The organism is Sphingopyxis sp. GW821-FHT12C06 (assembly GCF_058807415.1).
Window position 1 is genome coordinate 178,489 of record NZ_JBXAQR010000006.1, and the last position, 15,537, is coordinate 194,025.

At 63.6% G+C, this 15,537-nt stretch carries 15 protein-coding genes; 6 read left to right on the plus strand and 9 right to left on the minus strand.

The window, feature by feature from the left end:
- Positions 1 to 23: 23 nt before the first annotated feature.
- The 3 genes from bfr (at position 24) to AC1RRJ_RS18370 (ending at position 3,240) form a co-directional block, all read left to right on the plus strand.
- Positions 24 to 506, plus strand: a complete 483-nt coding sequence (bfr, locus tag AC1RRJ_RS18360; protein ID WP_493125340.1) for a bacterioferritin — start codon at positions 24 to 26, stop codon at positions 504 to 506.
- Between the two features lie 245 nt (positions 507 to 751).
- Entirely contained in the window at positions 752 to 2,521 is a 1,770-nt protein-coding gene (locus AC1RRJ_RS18365) for a sensor domain-containing diguanylate cyclase (protein ID WP_493125342.1), read from the plus strand.
- A gap of 299 nt (positions 2,522 to 2,820) precedes the next feature.
- Positions 2,821 to 3,240 (plus strand): addiction module antidote protein, encoded by a 420-nt coding sequence (locus AC1RRJ_RS18370; protein ID WP_493125343.1) that lies wholly within the window; start codon positions 2,821 to 2,823, stop codon positions 3,238 to 3,240.
- A gap of 496 nt (positions 3,241 to 3,736) precedes the next feature.
- On the opposite strand, the gene AC1RRJ_RS18375 is transcribed toward AC1RRJ_RS18370, so the two are convergent.
- The 4 genes from AC1RRJ_RS18375 to argH are packed head-to-tail and all read right to left on the minus strand — an operon-like array spanning position 3,737 to position 7,415.
- A complete protein-coding gene (locus AC1RRJ_RS18375) occupies positions 3,737 to 4,513 on the minus strand; it encodes a precorrin-2 dehydrogenase/sirohydrochlorin ferrochelatase family protein (RefSeq protein ID WP_493125344.1) in 777 nt (258 codons plus the stop codon).
- 2 nt (positions 4,514 to 4,515) lie between these two features.
- Positions 4,516 to 5,775 carry a diaminopimelate decarboxylase gene (gene lysA, locus AC1RRJ_RS18380; RefSeq protein ID WP_493125345.1) on the minus strand — a complete coding sequence of 420 codons (1,260 nt, stop codon included), beginning with the start codon at positions 5,773 to 5,775 and terminating at the stop codon, positions 4,516 to 4,518.
- Between the two features lie 16 nt (positions 5,776 to 5,791).
- Positions 5,792 to 6,040 (minus strand): hypothetical protein, encoded by a 249-nt coding sequence (locus tag AC1RRJ_RS18385; RefSeq protein ID WP_493125346.1) that lies wholly within the window; start codon positions 6,038 to 6,040, stop codon positions 5,792 to 5,794.
- A gap of 4 nt (positions 6,041 to 6,044) precedes the next feature.
- Positions 6,045 to 7,415 (minus strand): argininosuccinate lyase, encoded by a 1,371-nt coding sequence (argH, locus tag AC1RRJ_RS18390; RefSeq protein ID WP_493125731.1) that lies wholly within the window; start codon positions 7,413 to 7,415, stop codon positions 6,045 to 6,047.
- A gap of 70 nt (positions 7,416 to 7,485) precedes the next feature.
- On the opposite strand from argH, the gene AC1RRJ_RS18395 reads away from it, so the two are divergent.
- Both AC1RRJ_RS18395 and AC1RRJ_RS18400 read left to right on the plus strand, forming a co-directional pair.
- Entirely contained in the window at positions 7,486 to 8,043 is a 558-nt protein-coding gene (locus tag AC1RRJ_RS18395) for a TlpA family protein disulfide reductase (RefSeq protein WP_493125347.1), read from the plus strand.
- Between the two features lie 19 nt (positions 8,044 to 8,062).
- Positions 8,063 to 9,214, plus strand: a complete 1,152-nt coding sequence (locus AC1RRJ_RS18400) for an acyl-CoA dehydrogenase family protein (RefSeq protein WP_493125349.1) — start codon at positions 8,063 to 8,065, stop codon at positions 9,212 to 9,214.
- An 808-nt stretch (positions 9,215 to 10,022) separates the two neighbouring features.
- Here the strand turns inward: AC1RRJ_RS18400 and AC1RRJ_RS18405 are convergent.
- The 3 genes from AC1RRJ_RS18405 to AC1RRJ_RS18415 all read right to left on the minus strand — a co-directional run bounded on the left by AC1RRJ_RS18405 (position 10,023) and on the right by AC1RRJ_RS18415 (position 12,631).
- Entirely contained in the window at positions 10,023 to 10,358 is a 336-nt protein-coding gene (locus AC1RRJ_RS18405) for a hypothetical protein (protein WP_493125351.1), read from the minus strand.
- Positions 10,359 to 10,540: 182 nt separating this feature from the next.
- Positions 10,541 to 11,542 (minus strand): NAD(P)H-dependent glycerol-3-phosphate dehydrogenase, encoded by a 1,002-nt coding sequence (locus AC1RRJ_RS18410; protein ID WP_493125353.1) that lies wholly within the window; start codon positions 11,540 to 11,542, stop codon positions 10,541 to 10,543.
- A gap of 153 nt (positions 11,543 to 11,695) precedes the next feature.
- Positions 11,696 to 12,631, minus strand: coding sequence for an alpha/beta fold hydrolase (locus AC1RRJ_RS18415; RefSeq protein WP_493125355.1), 936 nt, complete (start codon positions 12,629 to 12,631; stop codon positions 11,696 to 11,698).
- Positions 12,632 to 12,883: 252 nt separating this feature from the next.
- Between AC1RRJ_RS18415 and AC1RRJ_RS18420 the strand changes: the two genes are divergently transcribed.
- Positions 12,884 to 13,636, plus strand: coding sequence for a MerR family transcriptional regulator (locus tag AC1RRJ_RS18420; RefSeq protein WP_493125357.1), 753 nt, complete (start codon positions 12,884 to 12,886; stop codon positions 13,634 to 13,636).
- On the opposite strand, the gene queA is transcribed toward AC1RRJ_RS18420, so the two are convergent.
- Both queA and AC1RRJ_RS18430 read right to left on the minus strand, forming a co-directional pair.
- Entirely contained in the window at positions 13,615 to 14,661 is a 1,047-nt protein-coding gene (gene queA, locus AC1RRJ_RS18425; protein ID WP_493125360.1) for a tRNA preQ1(34) S-adenosylmethionine ribosyltransferase-isomerase QueA, read from the minus strand. The two genes, AC1RRJ_RS18420 and queA, sit on opposite strands and share 22 nt — an antisense overlap.
- A gap of 23 nt (positions 14,662 to 14,684) precedes the next feature.
- A complete protein-coding gene (locus tag AC1RRJ_RS18430; protein WP_493125362.1) occupies positions 14,685 to 15,458 on the minus strand; it encodes a peptidylprolyl isomerase in 774 nt (257 codons plus the stop codon).
- Positions 15,459 to 15,537: the final 79 nt, after the last annotated feature.

The window sequence follows — 15,537 nt, forward strand, 5'->3', positions numbered from 1 at the left end:
GTAAAATGAATGGCAGGACGAAAATGAAGGGCGACGTAAAAGTCATCGATTTCCTGAACGAGGCGCTCAAAAACGAGCTGACCGCGATCAACCAATATTGGCTGCACTATCGCATGCTCGACAATTGGGGCGTCGCGCGGCTCGCCAAGTTCGAGCGCGAAGAATCGATCGACGAGATGAAGCATGCCGATCAGCTCGCCGATCGCATCCTCTTCCTGGGCGGCCTGCCCAATTTCCAGATGCTCGGGCGCCTGCGCGTCGGCGAGACCGTCGAGGAAGTGCTGAAGGCCGATCTCGCGCTCGAGGAAGAAGCGATTCCGTTGCTGCGCGACGCAATGGCACATTGCGAAAGCGTGCGCGATTATGTCAGCCGCGACCTCTTCGGCCACATTCTCGAGAGCGAAGAGCATCATGTCGACGAACTGGAAAAGCAGTTCGAGATGATCGAGCGCATGGGTATCGAAAATTACATCCAGCTCCAGTCGAAGCCCGCCGGCGACGATTGAGGTCCTTGACCGGCGCCATGGCCGCGCAGGGGGGCACAGCGACATTCTATCCCGGCTGACTTTAGGCTGCGGATGAAGCTATCGCGCCACGGCTTGCCTGCCATATGGGCAATGCCGCCAGTATCAAGAATAAGCGCAGGGCGCCGGGTGCATGCACCCGGCGTCCTGCGCACATCCGATACCCGGGCTTTCGCCCAAGCCATTCGGTTAACAGCATTACAATATTTGCGAGTCATGACGCGCCGATGTCTCGGGGTTTCATTCAGCCAATCTGGACAGCAGCGCTGTTGCTGCTTGCGCTGCTGGTGCCTCCACGCGCGGCCGCGACCGACATGCCCGGCCCGGGCGACATCCGCAGCAACTGCTGGGCGGCTCAAACGCTTTCGGAAGGCTGGTCGGTTGCGGCCCACTCAGCCCACCGCTGGCGCTGCGGCGACCGGAATTATTCGCTCGATGGCGAACGGGTTTTGCTTCGCTTCGACATAGGGGCTGACAACGCGCGCCCGCGCTATTTCCTTTCGAGGAGCGCCGCCCTCGAGGCGGTCCATCTATTCGCGATCGATTCGGACGGCTCGGTCCGCCGCACCTCCTTCCCGGCGGCAACCCTGCTCAACGCGCGCTCCGGCGGATATTTCAAAGCACCATTGCCAGAAGTGAAGCCCACGACCCGGCAGATCGTCGTCGCGATCGACCAGCCAAGCCATCAAATGACGCTGGAGCATGCGCGCCTCACTTCCTCCGGCAAGGCGGAAAGGCCGCAGCATGTCCGTGTCCTCATTCTGTTGGCGGTGCTGTGCGGCATGGTTGCAATGCCGATTATCTTCAACGCAGCCTTCTATCGCATTCTGCGCGAGTCCTTCGTCCTCTGGCATTCCGCGCTGGCCTTTGCGCTGGTCATGACCATCATGCTGTCATCGGGCCTGGCAGCGGAGCTATTCGATCTTCCGGCCATGACGCTGAGTTGGATGGTGACGCTGATTTTCGGGCTGACCATCGCATCCGGCATGATGTTTACTTATAGCTTTATCGAACCGGAACGCCTGCACCCGCTGCTGCGCCGCGCCCTGCCCTGGTGCGCGGCATGGGCCATCGCATCCAGCGTGCTGCATGCCGCCTTTCCGTTCGTTGCCCGTCCGGTGCAGTCGAGCGTCTATACGGCAGCCTTTGCGCCGGTGATCGCCATTTTTATCTGGTCGATGATCGACGCGTTGCGGCGCGGAAGTCGCGCCGCCAAATTTCAGGCCATCGGATATGCGCCGATGATCCTCGTCGGACTAATCCGCCTGATCACGGGCGTATTCCCCTCGCTGCAAAGCAATGACGCCATGCCCCTCTTCTACCTCGGCTGCGCTTGGGAGGTATTGTTCACGACGATGGGGGTGGCCGATCGCTTCATGGTGATCAAGCATCAGCGCGACCGGGCACGAACCGAAGCGGAATGGCTCGAACGCCTGGCCGAAACCGACACGCTCACCGGACTGTTCAACCGGCGGGCGATCGAAAGGCACTTCGACCGTTACCGGTCCGAGGGCTTCGATACGCTGGCCGTGCTCGACCTCGACCACTTCAAAGGGATCAACGACGCCTGCGGTCACGGCGTCGGCGATGCAGTACTAAGGGCGGCCGCAGAAGCGCTTCGGCAAGACCGGGACATGCGCGCCTTTCGCATCGGCGGCGAGGAGTTCGTGCTTTTGATACGCGGCAACGACGCCTGTCCCCGCGCCGAACACGCACGTCAGGGAATCTCCGCCATCGTCGCGCATGCCGTTCCGGGTCTCGCCGGCCCCGTCACCGCCAGCATGGGAGTCACCGGCCTTCCGGCGCACGGCTCCGTCGATGACACTTTCATGGCGCTCTACGAACGCGCCGACAAGCTGCTGTACGAAGCCAAGCTTGCGGGCCGCAACCGCGCGAAGACGAATATCGGACACGAACGATCTCCGGACGAGGCTGCTCCCTGCCGGTTCCGTGTGGAACCGGCCTTTCGCCGGCAAGGGCAATTGGCACCGCGCTGAGCGCGGAATTGTGCGGCCAGCACGGCGCCCATCCCGGCCAGACCCGTTACCCATTTGTCATAACGCCACGCTTCCTCGCACGCGGTGACGATGAAACCGCAGAAAACAGACGATTTTCACGGGCATTGTTGCATGTCTCATTTTTTCCTTGCACTTGCGAATAATTCTCAATAGCACAGTCGGGCAGTCCCCTCCTGCCGGCTGCTGCCTCATGCGGCAGCCGGCATCTTTTTAAGAAGGCGGGCGCGGGATTGCCGCAAACCAGACCGGCCCGAAAACGGGATACAGGGGGATAGAAGATGCAGAGCAGCAACCTGATCCGCCAATTCACCGAGCAGCCGCTGATCCGCGAATTGTCGGTCGATGCGGCGCAAGCGGTGCTGGCGCTGCGCTACTGCATCCTCTGCCGCCGCAACGAACGCGACCCGATGCCCGAGCTCGAACGCCGCTGGGGCAATATCCTCGCCGCGCGGCGCTATCGCCTCGTGGTCGAGGCGATCGGCCATGTCTGGCCCGACCCCTTTGCCGTCGCCCCGCCCTGCTGCCCGCGCATCAGCTTTGACGAGGCACTTCTCGCCGCGATGGTCGGTGCCGCGACGGCGCGCAACCGCGCCCAGTTCGACTGGCTGACCGCCGAGATGCTGGGGGGCGACGCACGCGAGATGCTGTTCGTCGCGCTGGAAAATTTCATCCGCGCCCGGGCGCCGGGACGGGTCTAGCGAGGGCGACGGGGGGCGTCGGCTTTCGGGTGGGGAGCTACCCTAGTTTGACTGAGAGGAAAGAGGTAGCCAGCCCCGCCGCCATATCCCGAAATAGGCGCCAACAACAGAGGCGGTGATCAGTAGGCCGACGACTCTTTGCTGGTAATCAAGTTCAGATTTGAAAATGCAGACAAGGACGTTGAAGGCTGCGGGCCAGAGGATGACCGCGCAAATTCTATTTGTGTCTCCAACGGAAGGCCTCAATGCCCCCCAGAGTATCGCGCCGAACACAAGCATATTGGCGAGAGCGCTTGTCACAATCTCAACCAGTGATGCCGACATGAAATGCCTCCCCAAACAGGAGGCATCTTAGCAGAGGCGATCATGCCCGCAATTGATCGCTTGCTACCATTTCCGTTCCCCAACGAAAGCCGGCGTCCGGTAAACTCAGGAACCGGCGTTAGCCGGTGCCGCTCTGGCCCCAATTTCGCCCGGGAATATCCGGTTTCGGATACTAATCGTCCACCCATTCCAACCACAGCGACAAACCTTCAGGCCAATCGACCGGCGGCGTTTCAACGATATGCCGCACCGCGTCGGCGCGCGCGCGGTCGAGGATTGCGGCGGGCGTGTCCACCGGGTGAAAAACATGATCGGCCTCGCCCAGCAGGCGCGCAGCGCGCAGCGTGAGATCATCGGGGTCGGGACTGGCGAGAGGGATGGTTTCGAGGCGCGATGGCGCGGCGTCCGTCGCGGCGACCAGCCACGCATCAACCTTGTCCGCTGCCCCCGCATCAATCGGATCGAGCGCCCCGCCACTCGCGAGCGCGGCATCGATCGCACGACGACGGTCAGCGGCGGCGGGCCAGCGCGCCTTCATCGTGGCACGCACCGCATGGAGTGCCAACGCCAGCGCGCCCAGCCGCGCGGGCAGCAGCGCCTCGATCCGCTGGCGCACTGCTTTCGCAAGCCCCGCCGAAGCGCCGCCGGTCCCGATCGCGATCGTCACCGGAGCGCGATCGACGATCGCGGGGGTAGTAAAATCGCACAAATCAGGACGGTCGACGACGTTGACGAGCAGGCCATGCGCGCGGAGCGCTCCGGCGGCGGCACGCGCCTCGGCGTCATCGGCCAGCGCGACGAAGGCAATCGTCGCGCCCTCCTCCCACGCCGGAACGATGTGCCCGCCCGCCCGCGCGATCAGCCGCGCCTTGGCGTCGGCAGCCTCCCCCTCCCCGACCAGCACGACCGTGCGGCCGCGCAGGTTGAGGAAGACGGGAAGCTGCTCCATCGTCAGTCGATCCAGTCGGGAACGCGCTCGGCGGCCATGATCGTGCCCGCCGCAATACGGTCGGCGACGACAGCATAGCGGTCACCGTCGACAAGCACCTCGGGAACGAGGCTGCGGCTGTTGTAGGTCGACGCCATAGTCGCGCCATAGGCACCGGCCGTGCGGAAAACCGCGAGGTCGCCCGCCTCCACCTTGTCGGTCTTGCGGTCGCGCGCGAAAGTATCGCCGGTTTCGCACACCGGGCCGACGATCGACGCGGTCATCGTCTCACCGGTCGGCTTGACCGCGATGAAGTCGTGGTACGCATCGTAGAGCGCCGGGCGCGCAAGGTCGTTCATCGCCGCATCGACGATCACGAACGGCGTGGTCGCGCCGGGCTTGACCCACAACACTTCGGTGAGGAGTACGCCGGTGTTGCCCGCGATCACGCGGCCGGGTTCGAACATCAAGGTGACGTCCCAATCCCTGGTCACCCGCGCGACCATCGCACCATATTCGGCGGGGCTCGGCGGATTATCCTCGGCCTTGTACGGCACGCCAAGCCCGCCGCCCAGATCGACATGGGTGATGCTGTGTCCGGCGGCGCGAAGCTCCGCGACGAGCTGGCCAACGCGGATGAACGCCGCCTCGAGCGGTGCAAGGCTGGTGAGCTGGCTGCCGATATGGACCGCAACACCGCGCATCTGAAGGCCCGGGAGCGCCGCGAGGCGACCGAAGATGGCGGGCGCGCTGTCGATGCCGACACCGAACTTGTTGTCAGCCTTGCCGGTCGAAATCTTGGCGTGGGTGCCCGCGTCGACGTCGGGATTGACGCGCAGCACCGCAGGCGCCGTCATTTCCCTGGCAAGCGCGATTTCGGCGAGCGCGATGCCTTCGGGCTCATGCTCGATATTGAACTGGCCGATGCCGCGGTCGAGCCCCTGCGCCAGCTCGGCGCGGGTCTTGCCGACGCCCGAAAAGACAATGTCCTCCGGCGCCATGCCCGCAGCGAGCGCGCGCTCCATCTCGCCGCCCGACACCACGTCGGCGCCATAGCCCTGCCGCGCGAGGACGCGCAGCACGCCAAGGTTGGGGTTGCACTTGATCGCAAAGGCGATGTGCTTCTTCGGGATGTCCTTCAGCCCGTCGCGGAATGCCTGAGCGTGGCGTTCGAGCGTGGCGCGCGAATAGACGTAAACGGGGGTACCGATTTCTTCGGCAATGCGCGGCAAGGGAATGTCTTCGGCGTGGAGAACGCCGTCGCGATAGTCGAAATGATTCATTGGTGAAGTCCTAAGCTCAGCCCGGAGGCGGCAAGTCAAAATCGTCGGGTTGGCGTTGTTCGGACCGTTTGAGAAGTTCGTCGCTGCGCGCAGGCCGGGCCTGCGCGTCAGGCGTCGTAAGCTCCTCCGTGGTCGGGGCGCGGGTCGCGCCGACGGGGACGGCCGGTGCGGGCTGACCCGCGACCGGCTTTAAATCTACCTTGCTGCCGCAAGCGGCCAAAAGGGCCAGCAGGGCAGCACTTGCGGCGAGGTGACGCTTTGCCATCAACCTATTCCTTCGAAGCGGCGCGCGCCGCGGCGATGGCCTGCCTTACCCGTTCGGGCGCCGTGCCGCCATAGCTGACGCGGCTTGCGACCGAAGCTTCGACCGTCAGCGCCGCGAGGACATCGGGAGTGACCGCGGCGTGGATCGCAGCGGCATCGGCGGCAGGCAGCGCCGACAGCTCGACGCCCAGTTCCTCGGCGCGCTTGACGCACGAACCGACGACATGATGTGCCTCGCGGAACGGCAGGCCCGCCTCGCGCACCAGCCAGTCGGCGAGGTCGGTCGCGGTCGAATAGCCCGATGCGGCGAGCGCGCGCATCCGGTCGGTGCGGAAGGTCAGCGTTTCGACCATCCCGGTCATCGCCGCGAGCGACAGCGCAAGCGCGTCGAAGGCGCCGAAGACGGTTTCCTTGTCGTCCTGCAAATCCTTCGAATAGGTGAGCGGCAGACCCTTCACGATCACCGCAAGACGCTGGAACGCGCCGAGCAGCAGGCCCGCACGCCCGCGCACCAGTTCGGCGGCGTCAGGGTTGCGCTTTTGCGGCATGATCGAGCTGCCGGTCGACCAGGCATCGGGCAGGCTGATGAAGCCGAAGGGCTGGCTCGCCCAGATCACGATTTCCTCGGCAAGCCGAGACAGATGGATCGCCGAAATAGAAGCGGCGGCGCAGAATTCGAGCGCGAAGTCGCGGTCGGACACCGCATCGATGCTGTTCGCCATCGGCCGCTCGAAGCCGAGCGCGGCAGCCGTCGCATGGCGGTCGACCGGAAAGCCCGTGCCTGCGAGCGCTGCGGCGCCAAGCGGCGATTCGTTGAGCCGCGCACGCGCATCGCGGAACCGGCCGCGATCGCGCGCCAGCATCTCGACATAAGCGAGCAGATGATGGCCGAGCGTCACCGGCTGCGCGACCTGAAGGTGCGTGAAGCCCGGCATGATGCTGTCGGCATGTTCCTCAGCACGCGCCAGCAGCGCCGCCTGCATCGCGGCGAGCCCGACGTCGATGCGTTCGCACGCGGTACGCGTCCACAGGCGGAAGTCGGTTGCGACCTGATCGTTGCGCGAACGCGCGGTGTGGAGGCGTCCGGCGGCTTCGCCAACCAGTTCCTTTAGCCGCGATTCGACCGTCATGTGAATATCTTCGAGCGCGAGGTCGACCGGAACGCCGTTCGCGGCGAATTCGTCGGCGATCTGCGCGAGCCCGCGATCAATCACCGCCGCATCGGCGGCGGCGATGATTCCCGCCGCGCCAAGCATCGCGGCGTGCGCGCGGCTCGCGGCGATATCTTCTTCCCACAGACGTTTGTCGACGGGGATGGAGGCATTTATCTCTTGCATGATCGCGGCCGGCCCGCCACCGAAGCGGCCGCCCCACATGCTGTTGCTGTCCGGAGTATCCGTCATCCGCCGCGTTCCAAATCTATATGCTACGATCCTCGCCATACTCTTGGCCGGATCAATCGCGGGCTGCGATAGGGAAAAGCAGGCGGGCGGGCAAGCGGCAGGGGGCGAAGCAAATATTTCGCCGGGCCAAGCGAAGCCGGGCGCCCCTCTCGAGCAGTTCGAGTATCAGCTCGACCGTAGCCAAAAGGGCAAGCCTGCGCCCGCCGCGACATTCCACGGCCCCGACGACGCGGCGGTGACGCTGGCCGATTTTCGCGGAAAGCCGCTGCTCGTCAATCTCTGGGCGACCTGGTGTGCGCCATGCGTCGCCGAAATGCCGACGCTCGATGCACTTGCAGGCGAAAGGCGCGACCGGATGGAGGTGATCGCGGTCGCGCAGGATCTGCAAGGCGCCGAAATCGTCGATCCCTGGTTCCAGAAAGCAGGGCTTAAAAACCTTCAGCCCTATCTCGATCCGCGGAACGGCCTGCTCGACGCCTATAACAGCGCGCTGCCGACGAGCATCTATTACGACGCCGAAGGCCGCGAAATCTGGCGCATCATCGGCGCGATCGACTGGCAGGGCAAGGAAGCGAAGGCTCTGCTCGCCGAAGCGAAATAGAATTTGGGGGGAGACAAAAGTGCAGGACTATTCGGCCATCCGCGAAGAGGTCGCGAAACTCTGCGCTGCCTTTCCCGGCTCCTATTGGCAGGCGAAGGACCGCGCGCGCGAATATCCGTCCGAATTCGTCGCCGCGCTCGGCGAAGCGGGTTATCTCGCGGCCCTGATCCCCGAAGAATTTGGCGGCGCGGGCCTGCCGCTCTCGGGCGCTGCGGCGATCCTCGAGGAAATCCAGCGCCAAGGGTGCAACGGCGGTGCGGTGCATGCGCAAATGTATGTGATGGGCACGGTGCTCCGCCACGGGTCGGAGGAGCAAAAGGCGCGCTATTTGCCCAAGGTTGCGACCGGCGAGCTGCGCCTGCAGGCCTTCGGCGTCACCGAACCGACGAGCGGCACCGATACGCTCAGCCTGAAGACAACCGCCAAGCGGGACGGCGATCATTATATCGTCAACGGCCAGAAGCTGTGGACCAGCCGCGCCGAACATAGCGACCTGATGATCCTGCTCGCACGCACGACGCCGCGCGAGGAAGCCGCGAGCCGCACCGAGGGCCTGTCGGTGTTCCTCGTCGACATGAAGGAAGCACTCGCCGCGGGATCGCTGACGATCCGGCCGATCGACACGATGATGAACCATGCGACGACCGAGGTCTTCTTCGACAATATGCGCATCCCCGCCGCGAACCTGATCGGCGAGGAGGGCAAGGGCTTTCGCTACATTCTCTCGGGCATGAACGCCGAACGGCTGCTGATCGCCGCCGAGTGCATCGGCGACGCCAAATGGTTCATCGAGAAAGCATCAAGCTACGCCAAGGAGCGCGTGCTGTTCGGGCGCCCGATCGGCCAGAATCAGGGCGTCCAATTCCCCATCAGCCGCGCCTATGCCCAGATGCGCGCCGCCGAACTGCTCGTCCATGACGGCATCGCCAAATATGAGGCGGGCGACAATGCCGGCGCCGAGGCCAATATGGCCAAAATGCTCGCGGCCGAGGCAAGCTGGGCCGCGGGCGAGGCGTGCATCCAGACCCACGGCGGCTTCGGCTTCGCCGCCGAATATGACATCGAACGCAAATTCCGCGAAACCCGCCTCTATCAGGTCGCGCCAATCAGCACGAACATGATCCTGTCCTATGTGGCGGAGCATGTGCTGGGAATGCCCCGCAGTTATTGACGCGGCGAAAAGCCGACGCTGCCACAATTTTGGCTTCAGTCGCTTGCTTTCTTCGTCCCGGATCCGATCCGGGTTCCAGGCGACAGGTCGGCGAGGAATCCCGGACCAAGTCCGGGATGACGAAGAGGAAGAGGGAGTGTCTGAATTGGGGTGGAAAGCGGACGTCATGGCGAGTAGCTCGATTATATGACGCAGCTCGCCCGCCGGGGCTCTTTTTTGTTAATTGCGCTGATGGCGGTCAGCAGCGCGTGGGCCGGGGTGCCTCAGAGTGACGGGCTCGCCCGCCCAAAAGGAAAACTGGACACTCCCCTTTCTTCCCGTCATCAGCAAATGACGAGTTGGTCACTGGCTGTACAAGCACATTCCCGCCGTTGCGTCGGGGCGGACGCGCTGGAGAAAGTCGAAGTTACTCTGACGCTTCGTAAAGGTGGTTGGCTTGCGGCCTCTCCTACGGTTACTTTTGTCGATGATAGCGGCGACCCTTCAACATTGGTCGCGAAATTAAAGAGTTGTGCGCCTTATCCCGATCCCGCTGGATTGCCGGACTCTATGAAGGACTCAACTGGCGGCGTGCTTGTGCGCCTTCGACAGTCGAGACCTTAGGTCTCGTACGTTGCTTACAGAGGTTAGACCAAATAATAAGGTCGAATAATCGGCATGGCATATTTACGAGACCATCGTTGACGGAACGTCCGCAACCGGTCGATTCCGGACATATGCCCCGGCGACACAAAGAAAGGGCGGGCACCCATGACACCCGCCCTCCCCTTGCGACCCAGGGCAAGGCCCGGGTGACGCGCAGACAAGCCTATCCCCCGACGGTCACGCGGCCGCTGCGATAGCCTTTCTTGCGCATTTCCTTGGTGTAATCCTTGTCGGCATCGGTCACTTCGACCGTCCATTCATCCCATGCATCCCAGCGATCCTCGCGGTCGGTGGCGTGGCGCAGGTCGCTCGTCAGCTCCTTCTCGGCCTCGAGAATATCGGCGCGATAATTATACCAGGATTTGTTGACGACGCCCGCGATCGGGGCGGTGCGGATATGCGGCGCGTCGAAGCCCGGGGGCATCGAACCATAAGGCACCGCGGCGGCAACGCTGGCGGGGAGAGCCATGAAGAGTGCGAGGGTGGCCCATTTTTTCATTGTCCATCTCCTGATCGGCGCCCGTTACGAGGCGTCGGACAGGAAACGAAGCAAAGCGCCAATATGTCCTCGGCTTATCGGTGAATTCGCACGGACGACGGCGGATTTTCCGGTTGCATCGCATTTCGTCATTGCGAGGAACCGAAGGCGACGCGGCAATCCAGAGCCGGGCAGCGCCGTCTCTACCCCGGATGCGCCTCATCCCCCACCGCCGAGCGCAGCAGGCCACGAAACACCTCCTGCGCGGTGCGAATACCTTGCGTCACATCGAACACATCCTGCGCAATCGGCATCACAAGGCCGTGGCGTTCGGCGAGCGCAATTACCGTCGGCGCGCTTTTCACGCCTTCGGCCACCATGTTCATCCCCGCGATAATCTCGTCGATCTTGCGCCCCTTGCCCAGCTCGACCCCGACATGACGGTTGCGCGACAGGGGACTGGTGCAGGTCGCGATCAGGTCGCCCATACCGGTCAACCCGGCAAAGGTTTCGGGGCGGCCGCCCATCGCGACCCCCAGCCGGGTGATTTCGGCAAGTCCACGCGTCATCAGCGCCGAACGCGTATTGTCGCCTGCGCCCTGCCCGTCGCCCATACCGACCGCGATCGCGATGATATTCTTGAGCACTCCGCCCAGCTCGCAGCCCAGCCGGTCGGTGTTGGTGTAAACCCGGAACAATCCCGAGTGAAACACCGGCTGGAGCGCGCGGACGACGATTTCATCCTCCATCGACAATACGCTCGCCGCGGCTTGGCCGGTCATGATCTCCCGCGCCAGATTGGGTCCGGTGAGCACGCCGACGGGATGGCCGGGCAGCACCTCCTCGATCAGCTCGGTCATCCGCTTGCCCAACGACAGCTCAAGCCCCTTGGTGAGGCTGATCACCGGCACCCAGGGACGCAGATATTGGCGCGCCTCCTCCAGCACGCCGCGAAAACTGTGCGAGGGCACCCCCATGACGAGAACGTCGGCGCCCGCCACAACCTCGGCCATATCGTTCGTCGCGCGCAGCGCCGGGGGAAGTGTGATGCCGGGCAGATATTTGCGATTCTCGCGGTGCGTGTTGATATCCGAGACCGTTTCGGCATCGCGCGCCCACAGCGTGATCGGCGCGTTGCGCGACACCACCGAGGCCACTGTCGTCCCCCAACTGCCCCCACCGAGCAGCCCGACCTTCAACCGCATCGCTCTCTCCCTGTTTTTTGGGAGAGTGGCGCGGGAATTGGTGCTTGGCAAGAAAGGCTTCCACCTCTCTTCGTCATGCCGGTTCTGATCCGGCATCCATTGCGGCGATGACGGCATGGCCCCCCGGATCAGGTCCGGGGTGACGATGGAAGGCTATGGCAGCTTGGCGAGAAAGCCCCTCATCACCGCCGCAGTCGATTTAGGATCCTCGACCATCGGGACATGGCCGACATGTTCGAAGATGTGCGACCGGCTGCCCGCAATGCCCGCTTCGAGCACAGGCACGCAGCTGACGTCGATCAGCCGGTCGTGGCGACCCCAGATGATCAGGGTCGGCGCCTTCACTTCGCCCAGCCGGTCGTTGAGCGGATGATCGCGGCCTTCAGTCGCGATGACCCAGAAGATGCCGTCGAGCAGGTCGCGATATTTAAGCGCGTCGGCATAAAAGACCGGTTTCAGCCGTGCCGGGATATGCGGCGGCTTGTGGACGACCATCGCCACGAGCCGGTCAGCATCCTCCAGACTGGCGATAACCAGCGGATTATAATCCTCATTCGCAGCCTGTTTCTGAAGATCGCTTTCGTTGGCGCCGTTGACCCCCGCATTGTTGAGCAGGATCAGGCTGGCCAACGCCTCCGGATAATCGAGCGCATAGCGCAGCGCGATCCACCCGCCCATGCTGTTACCGCCCAGATGCGGGCGGTCGAGCCCCAACGCGTCGGCAAAAGCCTTGAGCCGCAGGGTCTGTGCCTCAATATTATAGGCAAGTTCGGGGTTGCGTTCATTCTCGCCAAAGCCCGGCAGATCGGGGGCAATGACATGATAGTCGCGCGTCAGGTACGGCGCGATCATCGACCAATTATCCTTGTCGCCCGCAAAGCCATGGACGAGCAGCAGCAACGGTTTCGTCCGATCGCCGCCCTCCAGATAGGGCCAGACGCGCCCGTCGACGGTCACGCTCTTCTGCACCATCCCCCCGCGCCGCCGCAGCAAGGCACGACCCATCGCCACCAGACGCCCGGGAAAAAGGAAATAGAACAGGAACAGCGCGATCAGGGGCGCAAAGATCAGGACGAGCAGGATTTTCATATCGAACCGACTCCTATCACCTCATCCCCCCGATTCGAAATGATCGAAGAAGGCGTTTCTTCGATTGGTGTTCAACAGAAGGGGATGCTTCGACAAATTCAGCACGAACGGCGCCCGAATTAAAGAGGGCTCTGACAATAATGTCTGATGCTTACCCGAAAGCGGGCCTCGATGCTCGATCCGAAAAAAGCCCTTGACCCTGACGCTGCGTGATCCCCGATAGAGGCGTCCCACGATGAGGAGACGATGGATATGCGGACGGTTCGGCAGGTGGCAAAGGCGGCAGGGGTGAGCGTCAGGACGCTTCACCACTATGACGCCGTCGGCCTGCTGAAACCCGATCATGTCGGTGCCAACGGTTATCGCTATTATGGGAGGACCGAGCTGCTGAGGTTGCAGCAGATTCTCTTTTACCGCGAGCTGGCGCTGCCGCTCGTCGAGATCGCTGCGATTCTCGACGATCCCGCATTCGATCCGCTAACGGCGCTACGCGGACATCGCACGGCGCTGAAAGACCGGATCGACCATTATCGCGACCTCATCCGAACCATTGATCGCACGATCATGTCGCTCGAAAAGGACGAAGAGATGGAAGACAATGAATATTACGCCGGCATTTCGCCCGAAACCCGTGCGCGCTGGGAAAGCGAGGCCGAGGACTTTTGGGGCAAAGAGGCTGTCGCAGCGGCACAGGCCAAAGCGCAGGCCCTGAGCAAGGAGCAGGTGGCGGCGATCCAGCGCGAGATGGAGGAAATCCGGGGCGATTTCATACGCCTGTTTTGTGAGGGCGCCGCCCCCGGCTCCGACGCGGTGCAAACGGTCACCGATCGCCATTACCGATGGGTATCGCACAGCTGGAGCCCCGACGCAGCGGCGTTCAAGGGGCTCGGCCGATATTATGTTGAAAACCCCGAATTTCGCGGGACATATGACGATGGCAACCTGCCCGGCTGCCCCGAGTTCATCGCCGAGGCGATGGCAATCTACGCCGACCGGTCGCTTTGACCGGGAAGCAGCAGGCTCGCGTCGCCATAGCTGTAAAAGCGATATTCGCCGGCAATGGCATGGGCATAGGCCGCCTGCATCACGTCGAGCCCCATCAGCGCGCTGACAAGCATGAACAAGGTCGATTTGGGCAGGTGAAAGTTGGTCATCAGCCCGTCGATCGCGCGAAAGCGGTAGCCGGGGGTGATGAAGATCGCGGTGTCGCCGGCAAAAGGCGCGATCACGCCGTCCTCACCCGTCGCGCTTTCGAGTACGCGCAGGCTGGTGGTGCCGACCGCAATCACCCGCCCGCCTTTCGCGCGCACGGCATTGAGCCGCACGGCGGTGTCGGCGTCGATGCGCCCCCATTCGGCGTGCATCACATGGTCTTCGGTGTTGTCGGCCTTCACGGGCAGAAAGGTTCCGGCCCCGACGTGCAATGTCAGCGTCTCGGTCGCGATGCCGGCCATCGCAAGCGCGTCGAGCAGGCCGGGGGTAAAATGCAGCGCCGCGGTCGGCGCCGCAACCGCGCCATCTTCGCGCGCGAACATCGTCTGATAATCCGACCGGTCATCCGCATCGGTCGCACGCTTGCCCGCAATATAAGGCGGCAGCGGCATCGTACCTGCGCGTTCGAGCAGCACTTCGACCGGTTCGTCACCGGCAAAGGCGAGGATGAAGCTGCCGTCGGCCAGCCGGTCTTCGGCGACCGCGGCAACCCCCGATCCGAAATCGACCGTCTCGCCGACGCGCAGGCGCTTGGCGTTCCGGATGAAGGCCTGCCAGCGGCGCAGGTCGATACGTTTGTGCAAGGTCGCGCCGATGCGCGCTTCGCCGCGCTTGCCTTCGAGCTGCGCGGGTATGACGCGCGTGTCGTTAAAGACCAGGCAGTCACCGGGACGCAGCCACGACGGCAGATCGCCGACCCCGGCGTCGGTCATCGACCCGCCATCGACCACCAGCATCCGCGCACTATCGCGCGGGCGCGCGGGACGCAGCGCGATGCGCTCCGGCGGCAGGTCAAAATCGAAGGCGTCGACGCGCATAGGGGTTCAGGCGCGTCCCGCGCTTAGCGGATCGGTGCGTTGAGTTGGTCGATGCTCACGTCGGCAGCCGCGGGCGCGGCCGGCGCTTCGGTCAGCATCGACGCCGGCGGCATAGGTTTTTTGTCGGCGGCCACCGAAACCTGGACCATGCGCGACATCACTGCGGGCGGCTCGCCCTTCTGGATCGCATCGACATATTGCATCCCCGACACCACGCGACCGAAGACGGTGTAGCGGCGGTCGAGCGCGAAGCGCGGCTGAAACATGATGAAGAACTGGCTGTTGGCGCTGTCCTCACTTTCGGCGCGCGCCATCGAAAGGGTTCCGCGCAGGTGTGGCGCCGCGTTGAATTCGGCCTTGAGGTCGGGAAGGTCCGAGCCGCCCTGCCCCGTCGCGGTCGGATCGCCCGTCTGCGCCATGAAGCCGTCAATCACGCGGTGGAATTTCGCCCCATCGTAAAAGCCGGCGCGAGCAAGCTGCTTGATCCGCTCGACATGGTTTGGCGCGATATTCGGATAGAGCTGGATCACGACCCGGCCGCCCGTCGACAGGTCGATGTCGAGCATATATTCGGGATTGTTCACGAACTGGTCGAAGGTCATCACCGGCGGCGCGGCGGGCGTTTCCGTTGTCGCAGGCGCGGGCTGGGCTGGCGCCGGGGCGTCAACGGGCACCGGCGGGGCTTCGACCGGCGGCACATCGGACACAGGCGGCGGCGGCGCTTCCTGCGCGGCGGCCGAAACCGCGAGACCGAACGCCATCGCCGTCAACATCAAGGGGCGGAAGGTGAATTTCATGCTGGATCGGCCTTTGCGATTGAATCTGGTTTGCGCCCCATTTGCCGCGACCTAGCGGGAAAAAGCTGAACGCTCAATG

Coding starts and splice junctions, on each gene's coding strand:
- bfr (WP_493125340.1), top strand. CDS start 24: ATGAAGGGCGACGTAAAAGTCATCGATTTCCTGAACGAGGCGCTCAAA.
- AC1RRJ_RS18365 (WP_493125342.1), top strand. CDS start 752: ATGTCTCGGGGTTTCATTCAGCCAATCTGGACAGCAGCGCTGTTGCTG.
- AC1RRJ_RS18370 (WP_493125343.1), top strand. CDS start 2,821: ATGCAGAGCAGCAACCTGATCCGCCAATTCACCGAGCAGCCGCTGATC.
- AC1RRJ_RS18375 (WP_493125344.1), bottom strand. CDS start 4,513: ATGGAGCAGCTTCCCGTCTTCCTCAACCTGCGCGGCCGCACGGTCGTG.
- lysA (WP_493125345.1), bottom strand. CDS start 5,775: ATGAATCATTTCGACTATCGCGACGGCGTTCTCCACGCCGAAGACATT.
- AC1RRJ_RS18385 (WP_493125346.1), bottom strand. CDS start 6,040: ATGGCAAAGCGTCACCTCGCCGCAAGTGCTGCCCTGCTGGCCCTTTTG.
- argH (WP_493125731.1), bottom strand. CDS start 7,415: ATGTGGGGCGGCCGCTTCGGTGGCGGGCCGGCCGCGATCATGCAAGAG.
- AC1RRJ_RS18405 (WP_493125351.1), bottom strand. CDS start 10,358: ATGAAAAAATGGGCCACCCTCGCACTCTTCATGGCTCTCCCCGCCAGC.
- AC1RRJ_RS18410 (WP_493125353.1), bottom strand. CDS start 11,542: ATGCGGTTGAAGGTCGGGCTGCTCGGTGGGGGCAGTTGGGGGACGACA.
- AC1RRJ_RS18415 (WP_493125355.1), bottom strand. CDS start 12,631: ATGAAAATCCTGCTCGTCCTGATCTTTGCGCCCCTGATCGCGCTGTTC.
- AC1RRJ_RS18420 (WP_493125357.1), top strand. CDS start 12,884: ATGCGGACGGTTCGGCAGGTGGCAAAGGCGGCAGGGGTGAGCGTCAGG.
- queA (WP_493125360.1), bottom strand. CDS start 14,661: ATGCGCGTCGACGCCTTCGATTTTGACCTGCCGCCGGAGCGCATCGCG.
- AC1RRJ_RS18430 (WP_493125362.1), bottom strand. CDS start 15,458: ATGAAATTCACCTTCCGCCCCTTGATGTTGACGGCGATGGCGTTCGGT.